Below are 15,133 nucleotides of genomic sequence, written 5' to 3'. Positions count from 1 at the left end.
ATATTTATGTAAATTATACTACAAAAAAATTATTTCTTACAAAAAAAACTAAATATCAACCATATAAAAGTAATAAAAATTTCGAACAAAAAAAGATCTGTAACACTTAAAAAAGTATATAACCATCCATTTAAAATACCTCCACAAGCTATTCCTAAAAACTGACTTGTAGAATAAATACTCATAATACTTCCTTTGTAATCATTTATAGTTATTTCTTGACTTAAACGTGAAGGAAAAAAAATTTCTAATATATTAAAAGCAATAAAAAAAATTTGCAAAGCAAATATTAAACATATCAAATTGTGTTGTGATAACAAAAAAAACAGAAATGATAAAAAAATAAAAAAAATACATATTTCAATAACATTTTTTAAAAAAAAATAAAATTTAAAATAAAAAACAATAAAAAATAAAATAAAAAAAGAAATAATTATAGTAGTAAAATAAACTATCCAGTGATTATGCAACAAAAGACCAGATAATTCCAACTCATAAGGTATAATTAAAAAACTCATAGTTAATAAAAAATGAAGAAAAAATACACCTAAATAAAATCTAAAAAATTTTTTATTAAAAATATATTTTATTTTTTTTTGATAAATGTTTTTTTTTCGATGTCTGAACTTTTCATTTCGAGAAGAGGGAATAAGAAAAAAAACAATTAAAATACAAAAGATAGAAAATATAGCCGAAATCCAAAAAATAGAAAAAAAACCAAAATTTTCAGTAATAATTGGAGCAGAAACAATAGAAATTAAAAAAGAAATAGCAAAACTTGCGCCTATAACAGAAATTGATTTTACACGGTTTTCTTCACTAATTAAATCAGATAAAAGTGCCATAGAAACACCAGAGATAGCTCCAGATCCTTGTATAGCTCTACCAATTATCAAACTCCAAATTGAATTAGTACTAACAGAAACAAGACTTCCAACGAAAAAAACAAAAAGACCAAATATAATCAATTGTTTTCGACCAAACCTATCAGATAATATTCCAAAAGGAATTTGAAATATTATTTGAGTTACTCCATAAATACCAATAGATAATCCAATTAAAAATTTGTTTCCACCATTTAGATACAAGCCATATTTACTTAAAATAGGAAGAACTGAAAATACACCTAACATCCGTAATAAGAAAACAATACAAAAACTTAACGTGACTTGTAATTCTATAAAATTCATTTTATAATTTTTCATATTCAACTCAATTATTATTAATAATTTTATATTTTATTTACATTATGTTAAAAATAAGTCATAAAAAAATAGAAAAAGATAGCGAAGGATATTTAAAGAAAACTACAGATTGGAGTACAGAATTAGCAAAAGAAATTGCAAAAAAAGAAAAAATTATTTTACAAGACGATCATTGGAAGGTAATAAATTTTATAAGGAAATTTTATTTTAAATTTAATATCTCACCATCTATGAGAATGTTAATTACAAGCATAGAAAAAGAAATAGGTCGAGAAAAAAGTAATAGTATTTATTTATTTAAACTTTTTCCTGAAGGACCAGCTAAACAAGCAAGTAAAATAGCTGGTATACCAAAACCTTCACAATGTTTATAAAATTTAAAATATATAATAATCTATAGATATTAAAAAATTAAATAACATAACTATTAAAATAGAAAAATGAAAAAGTTTACTGGAAAATTTTTTGTCATCGTTTTTTCGAATACTTAAATAAGATATATACAACCAATAAAAACTAAAAAAAGAAAAAAACAAAAGAAAAATATAACTTAAATAACCTAAAAAAGTTAACATCGAAGTAGAAACAATAAAGCATATTATATAATAAAAAATATGTTTTTTAGCTTTTGAAATACCTTTTACCACAGGAAAAAAAGGTAAATGTGCTTTTCTATAATCATTAATGTAAAAAATAGAAATAGCATAAAAATGAGACATTTGCCAAAAAATAAAAATAATAAATAGCAAAAAACAAAATAAATTCACATCATTGCTAACAGCAGTATGTCCAATAACAGGAGGAATAGAACCTGAAAAACTTCCAATAAAAGTTGAATATATTGATTTTCTTTTAAATAAAAATGTATAGAAAAAAACATAGATAATAAACCCTATAAAAGCTAAAAACATTGATAAAATATTTACTAAAAAACCTAATATAAAAAACCCCACAATTCCGATAAAAAAAGCAAAAATTAATGCTGATGTGGGGTTTATTAAGTTCCTTACTAAAACTCTATTTTTAGTCCTATTCATTTTGTTATCTATATCTATGTCAATAAGATTGTTCAAAACACAGCTTGAAGCAATTACTAGAGAAGTTCCAAAAATAGTAAACAAAAATAAAAAAAAATTAAAAAAAGGAAAAGATGAAAATAAAAAACTACCTATTATTAAAATAATATTTCCAATAATAATACGAGGTTTTGTTATTTCTAAGTAATTTTTCAACATATAAACACGATATCTTTAAAGTAAATAGTAGTTAAAACATCAGATGATGATTTAAATTATACATAATCCATATAGAACCAAATACAACAATAAAAACAATAATTAATACAAATAACAAAGATATAATGTTCCATGAGTTTTTTTTGGAAAAACTCAAATGTAAAAAAAATACGAAATGAATTATAATTTGACTTAAAGCACACAGTAAAATTATAAAAAAATTAATTTCTCTAGAAAATAAATGATTTAAAGTACAGAAAAATGGAATAATAGTTAAACACAAAGAGAGTAAAAAACCTACTATATAAGAATTTTTTTCTTTATTAAAGTTATTTTTTATTTTTTCACATTTATTCATTAAATAACTCCATTTAAATAAACAAAAGTAAAAACACAGATCCATATAATATCTAAAAAATGCCAAAATAAACTAAAACATAATATTCTAATACGAATAGTTTCAGTTATTCCTAAATTAAATAATTGATACAAAATAGATAATATAAAAATTAAACCCAAAAAAACATGAGCTCCATGAACACCAACAAGAGTGAAAAAAATAGAAAAAAAAGCATGCTGACTAGGACTAAATTTTTCTAAAATAAGTTCATGAAATTCATTTATTTCCATTAACAAAAAAGATAAACCTAAAAAAAATGTTACAAATAAATAAAAATATATTATTTTAATGTTTTTTTTATTTTTTTGTATAGTTAACATACCACATGATAATGAACTTAATAATAAAATAAATGTTTCAAAAAAAACATAAGATAAATTAAAAATTTTATGATTAATAAAATTTGTAGAAAAATTTGAAGAAAAAATCGCATATACAGCAAACAACACAGCAAATATGATACAATCACTCATCAAATATATCCATAGACCAAATAACTTATTATTTCTTATTTTTTCTTTTATCATTTTAAACCTGCTTTTTTACAATTTTCTAAGTATTTATTTTCAATACTTTTAATTTCTTTAACTGATATAGTGTATTCACTATTTTCATCTATACTTTTAACAATTAAACTTATAATAATAATTAAAAAAGATAAACAGCATAACCAGATAATATTCCATACTGCAGAAAAACCAAACATTAAAGAAAAAAAACTAATGAAGACACCTAGTCCTGTATTTTTAGGCATATGAATTTCATTGTATTGATTTTTTTGAACTTGATTTTTTTGTTTTTTTCTTTCCCAAAAATCATCTTTGTTTTTAACATTAGGAATAATGGCAAAATTATATAATGGAGCAGGAGAAGAAGTAGACCATTCTAGAGTTCTTCCATCCCATGGATCACCAGTAATGTCCAAATTAACATGACGATCTCTTACTGACACCCAAAATTGAATTATTTGACATAGTATACCTATACCAATAAGAACAGCACCAATAGCAGCAATAGATAACAAAAAGTGAAATTCCATGTCAATATTTTGACTTAAACGACGAGTCATTCCCATAAAACCTAAAAAATATAATGGCATAAAAGCAGTAAAAAAACCTATAATCCAGAACCAAAAAGCACGCTTACCCCAAACTTCATTTAAAATAAAACCAAACAATTTAGGAAACCAATAATTAATTCCAGCAAAACAACCAAAAACAACACCACCAATTATTACATTGTGAAAATGAGCGACTAAAAACAAACTATTATGCAAAATAAAATCAGCAGGAGGTATAGATAATAATACACCTGTCATTCCACCGATAGAAAAAGTAATTAAAAATCCAATTGTCCATAGCATAGAAGAATGCATATAAACACGACCTTGATACATAGTAAATAACCAATTGAAAATCTTTACTCCAGTAGGAATTGCTATAATCATAGTAGTAATGCCAAAAAAAGCATTAACATTCGCGCCAGCACCCATAGTAAAAAAATGATGAAGCCAAACTATAAAAGATAGAATAGTAATAGCTAAAGTCGCCCAAACTAAAGATACGTATCCAAATAAACGTTTTTTTGAAAAAGTAGCAACTACTTCTGAGAAAACACCAAATACTGGAAGAACTAAAATATAAACTTCTGGATGACCCCAAATCCATATTAAATTAACATACATCATTGCATTTCCACCAAAATCATTAGTAAAGAAATGAAAATCAAAACAACGATCTAAAGTTAATAATAAAAGAGTGGTAGTCAAAACTGGGAAAGAAATTACAATAAGAATATTAGTACATAAAGAAGCCCAGGTAAAAACTGGCATTTTAAAAAAGGACATTCCTGGTGCTCTCATTTTTAAAATTGTTACTAAAAAATTAACACCTGTTAAAGTAGTTCCAATACCAGAAATTTGAAGACTCCAAATCCAGTAATCTACTCCTACTCCTGGACTATATTTTATCCCAGACAATGGCGGATAAGCTAGCCATCCTGTTTGTGCAAATTCGCCTATACCTAACGAAAGAGTGAGCAAAATAGCACCGCTAACATTCAACCAAAAACTTAGATTATTAAGAAAAGGAAAAGCTACATCACGAGCCCCAATTTGTAATGGAACAACTAAATTCATTAATCCAATTACAAGAGGCATAGCTACAAAAAAAATCATTATAACACCGTGAGCTGTAAAAATTTGATCGTAATGATGAGGTGGTAAAAAACCTATATTTCCTGAAGATGCAATTACCTGTTGAGTTCGCATTAATATTGCATCAACAAAACCACGAAACAACATAATAAATGCAAGTATTCCATACATAATAGATATTTTTTTATGATCAACAGTAGTAAACCACTCAAACCATAAATATTTCCATTTTTTAAAATAAGTAATACTGAAAGAAACACATAATCCAATTAAAATAATAGATATATATGTAACCATTATAATTGGTTCATCAAAAGGTATAGCATTTAATGTCAATTTTCCAAACATTTTTATTTCCTCTACACTTAATATTTTATATTAAATCTTTCTAATGTTTGAATACTTTTTTATTTAAATAAGTGTCATTAATTATCTCATTAAATAAATTTTTCTTAACATCAGAAAAATATTCTATGAAATGATTTTCGCTAGGAAAAGAAATGAGATTAAAAATGTTTATATTATTTAATTTTTTAGGAGATTTTTGTGCTTTTTTAATCCAATTTTCAAAAGTTTTTATATTTAATACAGAGATTGCGGTAAATTTCATATTCGAAAAACCTCTACCACTGTAATTAGATGATATTCCTTTATATTTTCCAGGATCATTAGCAATTAAATTCAATTTAGTTATCATTCCAGGCATAGCATATATTTGACTACCAAGAGATGGAATAAAAAAAGAATTCATGACAGAATTAGAAGTAATATGAAAAATTATAGGTGTATTTACAGGAAACATAATTTCATTGATTGTTGCTATATGATATTCCGGATAAATAAATAACCATCTCCAATCTAATGATATAACATCTATTTTTATAGGTTTATTTTTAGAAATTATAGATTTTTGAGGATCTAGTATATGACTATAATTCCATGTTAAAAAAGCTAAAAAAGAAATTATTAAAACTGGAACTGTCCATACTACTACTTCTATTTTTTTAGAATCAGACCAATCTGGTTTATATTTTTCATTTATATTAGAGGCACGATATTTAACTGAAAAATATATAGTCATAAAAATTACAGGAATGATTACAACCAACATCATTAAAAAAGATACTAATAATATTGAACATTCTTTTATAGCAATTGTTCCATGAGGATTTAATACAACACTGTTGCAACCATGTAACGTAAAAAAAACTGAAATTAATAATAATGTCTTAAAAAAATTATTAAAATTTATAGATATCATCAAAAAACCTCAAAATATAATATTTATTATTAAAAACTTTTATCTTATAAAAAATTATTCTTAATTAAATCCTAATTAAATTTTTTATTTAATAATAAACTAAAAAGAAATACTCTTATAAAATCAATAATTTGTGAAATAATTGAATTATTTTTTAAAAATTGATAACATTTAAAATAAAAAAAATATATTTTTATCAATAAAATAAATTCTCCATTGAATTTTCATTCAAAAAAACAATTTTTTTTAAAAAAACACTATAAATATAATACAAAATATTTTGTATCACAATTTCTATCTTTCATCTAAAATTAATTAGGATATAACAATAACTTCATGTATTTAGAAAAAATAAAGAAACACTTAGAATCAAAAATTAATATAAGTTCTATTAAAATTTGCAACGATAGCAAACTCCATAATTATTCTACGAATAAAAATATGATTAGTCATCTGAAAATTATTATCGTTAGCAACGATTTTATTAATAAAAATTTAATTACTAGACATCGTATAATTTTTAAAGCTTTAAAAGAAATAGAAAAGGAAGGTATATACTCAATCACACTATACACTTATACTTTAAATGAATGGAAAGATAAAAAAAATAAAGAATTTAGTTCCATAAAATGTATTAAAAAATAATAAAAAATTTAACTCTAAAAAAATAATTATTTAATATATTTTTAAAATTATTAAAACAAATGTTTTAAAAAACTATTTAGCAGGATAAACTTTAAATTATAAAATTTTTAGAAATATTTTTCTAAAATACTCAAGAAAATTAAAAAATATATCAGAAATTTTTATAGGTTTAAAAAAAAATCAATTTTTCACTTTAAAAAAATGAAATACGTAAAAACGTAGAATATTTTTTAAAATTACAGAATTTTTAAAAACTAAATAAATATAATTATTTGAGGCAAAGAAATGAAGTTTTTTATGGAAAAAAACAAAAACAATAGTCATTGTGTCACAATTAATATTCCGAAAAAAATAGTGAATAATGACCTTATTCGAGAATTCATTCAAATTAATAAAACAACAAAAATAAATGGTTTTAGAAAAGGAAAAACTCCTATTAAAATTATACAAGAAAAATATGGTAATAAAGTTTATTATGATGTATTTAATAAACTAATGCAAAAATTTTTTTATGAATTTATAAAAAAAGAAAAAATAAAAATAATTGGTTTTCCAAAATACTTTATGCATGAAAATGAAGATGAAAAAGAATATTTTAAATATTCTGTAAACTATGAAATTTACCCAGAATTCGAAATAAAAAATATAACATTTATTACAGCAGAAAAAATAATAGTAAATATTACAGATGAAGATATAAAAAAAAACATAGAAAAACAAAAATATAAAGAAGAAACATGGAATAAAGTCAATAGAGCAGTTAAAGTTAATGATTTAGTAACAATTAATTATTGTATTTATGAAAAAAATAAAAAAATAGAAAAATTTAACGTAGAAAAACTTAAATTTATCGTGTCTCAAAATAATTTTATACATGAAGTAAACAATAAAATAATAAATCATTTTATAAACGATATTATTTTTTTTAAAATTAACTTTTGTAAGTTTCATCCAGAAAAAGAATTATGTAGTAAAGATATAACATTTAAAATTAAAATATTGAATATTGAAGAAAGACAAGAAAATATTGAATCAGAAAATGATATAAAAAAAATTAAAAAAAGTAAGATTACTGAATTACAGTATCAGACGATAAAAAATAATCTTATTGAACAAATAAAAAGATTAACTCAAAATCATTTGCAAAATCAAATCATAAAAAAATTAATAATAGAAAATCCTATAAATATACCTCCAATTTTATTAAAAGAAGAAATAGCTTTTTTACATAATAAATTTATAAACGAATATAAAGAAAAAAAAGATAATATTTTGGAAAGAAAATATCATACTAATCTTGAATCAAAAGCTAAAAAAAGATTGCACATAAAATTAATTATAGAAAAAATTATTAAAGATAACCAAATATCAGTAAATGAAAAAAAAGTAGAACTTTTAATAAAAAAAATATCTTCAAACTATAAAAAACCATTAGAAATTATTAATATATATAAAAATAATGAAACATTAAGACAAACGATAAAAGATATAGAAGTAGAAATGCAAGTTATGCAATTTTTAATAAAAAAAGTTAAAATTATTAAAAAAAAGTGGACTCTAGATGAAATTATGAATTATAACTGGAAACGTAATGAAGAACTTTTTATCTAAAAATGGTGTTTTTTTAAAAATTCTAATATATTAGAAAAATAATTTTAAATAACATATTTTATATTAGAAAATTAAATTTTAAATAATTTTAACAAAAATATGTACTACTATATTTATAGAGAAAATTAAATGAGATCTAAATCAGTATTAATTCCCATGGTAGTCGAACAACATTCAAGAGGGGAACGTTCGTATGACATATATTCTAGATTGTTAAAAGAACGAATAATTTTTATAACAGGTGCCATTGAAGACAACATGGCAAGCACAATTATAGCACAAATGTTGTTTCTAGAATCAGAAGATTCAGAAAAAGACATATTTTTATATATAAATTCACCAGGTGGTATTATCACATCAGGAATGTCTATTTACGACACTATGCAATTTATAAAACCTGAAGTTCATACTATTTGTATCGGACAAGCATGTTCAATGGCAGCTTTTTTACTTTCATCTGGAACTAAGGGTAAAAGATCTTGCTTACCAAATTCAAGAATTATGATTCATCAACCTTTAGGTGGATACCAAGGACAAGCATCAGACATCGCTATCCATGCACAAGAAATTATAAAAATGAAAAAAAAATTAAACCAACTAATGTCTTTTCATACTGGTCAATCTATTAAAAAAATTAATAAAGATACAGAACGAGATTGTTTTTTATCAGCACATGAATCTATAAAATATGGATTAATTGATTTAATTTTAACTCAACGTTGATAAAAAATTTTTATTTAAAGAGAATAAAATAGAATCTATTTACTCAAAAAATCAATAAATATGTTAATAACGAGGTTAAGAATATGACAGATAAGAGTAAAGACAATTCTAAAAAATTACTTCAATGTTCTTTTTGTGGTAAAAACCAAAAAGAAGTGAAAAAATTAATAGCTGGTCCAGCAGTCTATATATGTGATGAATGCATAAGATTATGTAATGACATTATTAAAGAAATAAAAACTAAAAAAGAAAAAGAAAATGATGAATTAAATTACTTGCCTACACCGCATGAAATTAAAAAACATCTTGATAATTACGTAGTCGGTCAAAACCATACAAAAAAGGTTCTATCTGTAGCTGTTTACAATCACTATCAACGTATCCGTAATATTTCTAAAAATTCAGATAAAGTTGAGATGGGAAAAAGTAATATTTTATTAATTGGACCGACTGGAAGTGGAAAAACCTTATTAGCAGAAACACTAGCAAAATTATTAAATGTACCTTTTAGTATTGCTGATGCAACTACTTTAACTGAAGCAGGATACGTTGGAGAAGACGTAGAAAATGTGATACAAAAACTACTTCAAAAATGCAAATACAATGTTAAAAAAGCAGAATTAGGAATTGTTTATATAGACGAAATAGATAAAATTGCAAGAAAATCTGATAATCCTTCTATTACTAGAGACGTTTCTGGAGAAGGGGTACAACAAGCTTTATTAAAGCTAATTGAAGGAACCTTAGCATCAATTCCACCACAAGGTGGGAGAAAACATCCACAACAGGAATTTTTACAAGTTAATACTTCAAATATCTTATTCATATGTGCAGGAGCATTTTCAGAACTTTCTAAAATTATTTCTAAAAGAATTGATACTGGAAATACAATCGGTTTTAACGCTAGTATTAAAAAGAAAAAAAAGAAAGAGTCAGAACAATATTTGTTGCAACAAGTGCAATCAAAAGATTTAATAACATTTGGATTAATTCCTGAATTCATTGGTCGTTTGCCTATAATAACTATTTTAAACGAATTAAATGAAGATGCTCTTGTTAAGATATTATGTAAACCAAAAAATGCTTTGATCAAACAATATCAAGCATTATTTAATTTAGAAAAAGTCAAATTAGAATTCACAAAAGAAGCTATTTTATCAATTTCAAAAAAAGCATTATCTAAACAAACAGGGGCAAGAGGATTAAGATCTATTGTTGAAAATATTTTATTAGATACCATGTACGAGTTACCATCTATGAAAAATGTAAAAAAAGTATTAATTGATGAATCAGTTGTAAACTCTCATTCACTACCAAAAATAATATATGAAGAAAAAAATAAATCCAAAAAAGCATCCGGTGAATAAAAAATAAAGACATCAGATAATCTCAAAAAAAGGCATTCTCCCTTTATTTTGCCAAACGCTTCAGATTAAATGTCAAGCGACAATTCCAATATACTTGGCTTAATTATAAATATAGCTGCATATTTTAATATATTGCCGTTTTTAATAAATATAAATAGCGGAAATTCAACTAAGAGAGAGCTCTATGAATTCTGAGCGTTCTGAACGCATTAAAATTCCCGTTTTACCATTAAGAGATGTAGTTGTGTATCCTCATATGGTTATTCCATTATTTGTAGGTCGTAAAAAATCGATTCAGTGTATTGAAACATCTATGAATAATGATAAAAAAATCATGTTAATCGCACAAAAAGAAGCATCAAAAGACGAACCTAGCACAAACGATTTATTTAATATAGGAACTATTAGCTCAATTTTACAAATGTTAAAACTACCAGATGGAACAGTGAAAGTACTAGTGGAAGGTTTACAACGTGCTTGTATTAAAAATGTAAAAAACAATGGAGAACATTTCGTCGCAGAAGTAGAATTGATTGTTTCTCCTACTCTTATAGATAAAGAACAAGAAGTATTAATTCGAACAACAATTAATCAATTTGAATCTTATATTAAACTTAATAAAAAAATTCCGTCAGAGATACTTAATACTCTTAGTAATACGAAAAATGCAGAAAAATTAGCAGATACAATTGCTTCTCATATGCCATTAAAATTATCTGATAAACAATCAGTACTAGAAATATACAATGTAAATGAAAGATTAGAATTTTTAATGGCTATAATGGAAACAGAAATAGATTTATTAAAAGTTGAAAAAAGAATTAGAAATCGTGTTAAAAAACAAATGGAAAAAAGTCAAAGAGAATATTATTTAAACGAACAAATAAAAGCTATTCAAAAAGAACTTGGAGATATGGACGAAATTCCAGATGAAAACAAAGTTTTAAAACGTAAAATTAAAAATTCAAAAATGCCTAAAGAAGCAAAAGAAAAAACAGAATCAGAATTACAAAAATTAAAGATGATGTCACCAATGTCAGCAGAAGCGACAGTAGTACGAAGTTATATTGATTGGATGATACAAGTTCCTTGGAATGTAAAAACAAAAATAAAAAAAGACATTCAAGAAGCTAAAAAAATTCTTGATATAGACCATTTTGGTCTAGAAAAAGTAAAAGAACGAATATTAGAATATTTAGCTGTACAAAGCAGAACAAATAAAGTTAAAGGTCCTATTTTATGTTTAATAGGTCCTCCTGGAGTAGGTAAAACATCTTTAGGAAAATCTATTGCTAGGTCAACAGGTAGAAAATATGTAAGAATGGCTTTAGGTGGAATACGAGACGAAGCTGAAATTAGAGGTCATAGACGTACATATATTGGTTCAATGCCTGGAAAATTAATCCAAAAAATGGTAAAAGCAAAGGTAAAAAATCCTTTGTTTTTACTTGACGAAATTGACAAAATGTCTTGCGATATAAGAGTTGACCCAGCATCTGCATTATTAGAAGTACTAGATCCCGAACAAAATGTAAATTTCAACGATCACTATCTAGAAGTAGACTATGATCTTTCAGACGTTATGTTTGTAGCAACTTCTAACTCTATGAATATACCTGCACCATTACTTGATAGAATGGAGGTAATTCGTCTTTCTGGTTATACAGAAAGTGAAAAATTAAATATAGCAAAGTGCTATTTATATCCAAAACAAATAGAAAGAAATGCATTAAAAAAGAATGAATTAACGATTACTGACTGCGCTATTATTAGTATAATTCAGTATTATACTCGTGAAGCAGGAGTACGTAGTTTAGAACGAGAAATATCTAAAATATGTAGAAAAGTAGTAAAACTGTTAATTTTAAACAAATCTTTGAAAAAAATAGAAATCAATAGTAAAAATTTAAAAAAATTTTTAGGAATAAAACGATTTGATTACGGTAAAACAAACAATTTAAATCAAATTGGACAAGTTGTTGGATTAGCATGGACAGAAGTAGGTGGAGAACTGTTAACAATTGAAACAGCATGTGTTTCAGGGAAGGGAAAACTTACTTATACTGGTTCTTTAGGAGAAGTCATGCAAGAATCAATTCAAGCGGCATTGACTGTAGTTCGTTCTCAAGCTAAAAAACTAGGAATTAAAAAAGACTTCCATGAAAAACATGATATTCATGTCCATGTTCCTGAAGGTGCTACACCGAAAGATGGACCAAGTGCAGGTATTGCGATGTGTACAGCTATAGTCTCTTCTTTAACAAAAAATCCCGTCAAATCTAACATCGCTATGACAGGAGAAATTACACTAAGAGGAAAAGTATTAACAATTGGAGGATTAAAAGAGAAATTACTCGCAGCACATCGTGGAGGTGTTAAAACTGTGTTAATACCATATGAAAATAAACGTAATTTAGAAGAAATACCAAAAAATATTATTGAAGGATTAATAATTCATCCAGTGAAAAATATTGAAGAAGTTTTAAAAATAGCATTAGAAAAAACACCTTACGTATAAAAAAATCGAAATTTGGCTGACAAAGAATTGTCAGCCTTTATAACTTAAATAAAAAATTAAAAATTTCAATATAAAATTGAAACTATCTAGGATAGTTATATTATGATTAAATATTTAAAATCCCGATTAAATGTAATTTTAGTTAAATGTATTTTGGGAATAATTATTTTATCATTAGCGTTTGGTACTATAAGTAATTACTTTAATAAAGATAAAATAGAATACATTGCTAAAATAAACGGGGAAGAAATTAGTTTTACAACACTGCAAAAAATGTATACTGATGAAAGGAAAAAACAAGAGAAAATATTAGGGGGGGATTTTTTAAAAATTAAAAAAAATAAAAAATTCAAAGAAGAAACATATAACTATGTATTATCTCAATTAATAAATAATATTCTTTTAGAGCAGTATACGAAAAAAATTAACTTTAATATACAAGATAATAAAATAAAAAAAATAATACTAAATACATCGATGTTTCAAGAAAATAAAAAATTTAACAAAAAAAAATATTTAGATTATCTTGTATCAAAAAATTTAACACATTATGAATATATAAATTTAATTAGAAAAAAATTAAACACTACATATTTAATAAACGCTATTTCTGCAACAGAATTTATATTAGATAATGAACAAAAAAATATAATAAAATTATTATCTGAAAAAAGAATTATTAAAAAAGCAATTCTAAAAGTTAATCCTATTATTCATACTCAAAAAGTAAGTGAACCAGAAATACATGATTACTTTTATCAACATAAAAACGAATTTTATATTCCAGAAAAATTTAAAATTAGTTACATTCAACTAACACCTAATCAATTTAAAACAAATTGTGACAACAAAGAAATAAAAAATTGGTATAAAAAAAATATAGAAAAATATTCAAATCAAGAAAAAAGAGAGTACAGTATTATCCAAATTAATACTAAGAATGAAGCATTATCAATTTTATCAAAACTAAAAAAAGGAGAAGATTTTTCAAAAATAGCTAAGGAACAATCAATAGACCCTATTTCCTCTAAAAGAGGAGGCAATATTGGATTGATAGAGATAAATTCAATACCAAATGAAATAAAAAATTCTAATTTAGAAAAAATAAATCAAATCTCTAACATTATTAAATTTAATAAAAATTTTTTAATAATTAAATTAAACAAAATATTACCGAAAAAATATAAGAAAATATATGAAGTCGCAAATATTATTGAAAAAGAGATAAAATATAAAAAATCTTTAAATATGTATCACAAATTAAAAAATAAAATTTCTACTATCGCAAAAAAACATATTAATAGATTTGATTTAATTCTCAAAGAAGCTCACATTATTCCTTCAGAAACAAATTGGTTTGATCAAAATTCTATTCCTAAAGAATTAAAAAATCCTATACTAAAAACAATGATTTTTAAAAAAGGTCTATTAGATAGACAAAAAAAACTAAAATCGCACTCTGGTCTAATCATATTAAATAATCATAAATCTTTTCTATTAAGTATAAAAAATTATCAAGAAAAAAAAATTAAAAAACTTCAAGATGTTAAGCAAAATATTATAAACAGAATAAAATACATGAAAGCAACAGAAAAAATAAGAAACAAATCAAAAAAAATTTTATTTCAATTAAATAATGGAAACGAAAATATTTTAAAACAAGAAAACATTGTTTTTAAAGAATATGAAACTGTATCTCGATATGACGAAAACCCAAATCTATCTATAATTTTTTCAATGCCATATCCAATAAAAGGAAAAAAAATTTATACTATGTATCAAAATAAAAACAAAAATTTTGTTATCGCGTTATTGGAAAAAGTTTATAATGAAAAATTTTCAGAAGAAGAAGAAAAAATTATTATTCAATACTTAGAAAAAAATAATATAGATACAATATTTCAATGTTTTCTCCAAAACTTACATAAAACATCAACAATTCTATATAATAGAATAGATGATTTATAAAAAAATTAATAAAACTTGTTATCAATTTAAATAAATTTATATATT

General features: G+C 23.7%; 13 protein-coding genes. 7 read left to right on the top strand and 6 right to left on the bottom strand.

Annotation, left to right across the window (positions count from 1 at the left end; all coding sequences use genetic code 11):
• Positions 1 to 29: 29 nt before the first annotated feature.
• Positions 30 to 1,205, bottom strand: coding sequence for an MFS transporter (locus D8S97_RS01405; RefSeq protein WP_261789588.1), 1,176 nt, complete (start codon positions 1,203 to 1,205; stop codon positions 30 to 32).
• Between the two features lie 44 nt (positions 1,206 to 1,249).
• On the opposite strand from D8S97_RS01405, the gene D8S97_RS01400 reads away from it, so the two are divergent.
• The gene (locus D8S97_RS01400; RefSeq protein ID WP_158361123.1) at positions 1,250 to 1,579 is read left to right on the top strand and encodes a TusE/DsrC/DsvC family sulfur relay protein; all 330 of its coding nucleotides are present in this window, start codon (positions 1,250 to 1,252) and stop codon (positions 1,577 to 1,579) included.
• A 3-nt stretch (positions 1,580 to 1,582) separates the two neighbouring features.
• Here D8S97_RS01400 and cyoE read toward each other — a convergent pair whose 3' ends face one another.
• Genes cyoE through cyoA form a run of 5 tightly spaced genes read right to left on the bottom strand, consistent with a single transcriptional unit; the run spans position 1,583 to position 6,256 of the window.
• Entirely contained in the window at positions 1,583 to 2,440 is an 858-nt protein-coding gene (cyoE, locus tag D8S97_RS01395; protein ID WP_158361122.1) for a heme o synthase, read from the bottom strand.
• Between the two features lie 31 nt (positions 2,441 to 2,471).
• On the bottom strand, positions 2,472 to 2,798 hold the full coding sequence (cyoD, locus tag D8S97_RS01390) for a cytochrome o ubiquinol oxidase subunit IV (RefSeq protein WP_158361121.1): 327 nt from the start codon (positions 2,796 to 2,798) through the stop codon (positions 2,472 to 2,474).
• Positions 2,798 to 3,367, bottom strand: a complete 570-nt coding sequence (gene cyoC, locus D8S97_RS01385; protein WP_158361120.1) for a cytochrome o ubiquinol oxidase subunit III — start codon at positions 3,365 to 3,367, stop codon at positions 2,798 to 2,800. Before cyoC ends, cyoD begins: the two co-directional genes overlap by 1 nt.
• Positions 3,364 to 5,343: a cytochrome o ubiquinol oxidase subunit I gene (gene cyoB, locus D8S97_RS01380; RefSeq protein ID WP_158361119.1), complete on the bottom strand. Its 1,980-nt coding sequence runs from the start codon at positions 5,341 to 5,343 to the stop codon at positions 3,364 to 3,366. Before cyoB ends, cyoC begins: the two co-directional genes overlap by 4 nt.
• A gap of 40 nt (positions 5,344 to 5,383) precedes the next feature.
• Positions 5,384 to 6,256 (bottom strand): ubiquinol oxidase subunit II, encoded by an 873-nt coding sequence (gene cyoA / locus D8S97_RS01375; protein ID WP_158361118.1) that lies wholly within the window; start codon positions 6,254 to 6,256, stop codon positions 5,384 to 5,386.
• A gap of 336 nt (positions 6,257 to 6,592) precedes the next feature.
• On the opposite strand from cyoA, the gene D8S97_RS01370 reads away from it, so the two are divergent.
• The 6 genes from D8S97_RS01370 to D8S97_RS01345 all read left to right on the top strand — a co-directional run bounded on the left by D8S97_RS01370 (position 6,593) and on the right by D8S97_RS01345 (position 15,088).
• Positions 6,593 to 6,901, top strand: a complete 309-nt coding sequence (locus D8S97_RS01370) for a BolA family protein (RefSeq protein ID WP_158361117.1) — start codon at positions 6,593 to 6,595, stop codon at positions 6,899 to 6,901.
• Positions 6,902 to 7,186: 285 nt separating this feature from the next.
• A complete protein-coding gene (gene tig / locus D8S97_RS01365; protein ID WP_158361116.1) occupies positions 7,187 to 8,512 on the top strand; it encodes a trigger factor in 1,326 nt (441 codons plus the stop codon).
• Positions 8,513 to 8,641: 129 nt separating this feature from the next.
• The gene (gene clpP, locus D8S97_RS01360) at positions 8,642 to 9,235 is read left to right on the top strand and encodes an ATP-dependent Clp endopeptidase proteolytic subunit ClpP (RefSeq protein ID WP_158361115.1); all 594 of its coding nucleotides are present in this window, start codon (positions 8,642 to 8,644) and stop codon (positions 9,233 to 9,235) included.
• A gap of 83 nt (positions 9,236 to 9,318) precedes the next feature.
• Entirely contained in the window at positions 9,319 to 10,602 is a 1,284-nt protein-coding gene (gene clpX / locus D8S97_RS01355) for an ATP-dependent protease ATP-binding subunit ClpX (protein ID WP_158361114.1), read from the top strand.
• 184 nt (positions 10,603 to 10,786) lie between these two features.
• On the top strand, positions 10,787 to 13,120 hold the full coding sequence (lon, locus tag D8S97_RS01350) for an endopeptidase La (RefSeq protein WP_158361113.1): 2,334 nt from the start codon (positions 10,787 to 10,789) through the stop codon (positions 13,118 to 13,120).
• A gap of 102 nt (positions 13,121 to 13,222) precedes the next feature.
• On the top strand, positions 13,223 to 15,088 hold the full coding sequence (locus D8S97_RS01345; protein WP_158361112.1) for a SurA N-terminal domain-containing protein: 1,866 nt from the start codon (positions 13,223 to 13,225) through the stop codon (positions 15,086 to 15,088).
• The last annotated feature ends 45 nt before the right edge of the window (positions 15,089 to 15,133 follow it).

The organism is Buchnera aphidicola (Rhopalosiphum maidis), assembly GCF_003671935.1.
In the GTDB taxonomy this organism is placed as follows: domain Bacteria; phylum Pseudomonadota; class Gammaproteobacteria; order Enterobacterales; family Enterobacteriaceae; genus Buchnera; species Buchnera aphidicola_AL.
This window is presented reverse-complemented; position numbering and strand designations above follow the sequence as displayed.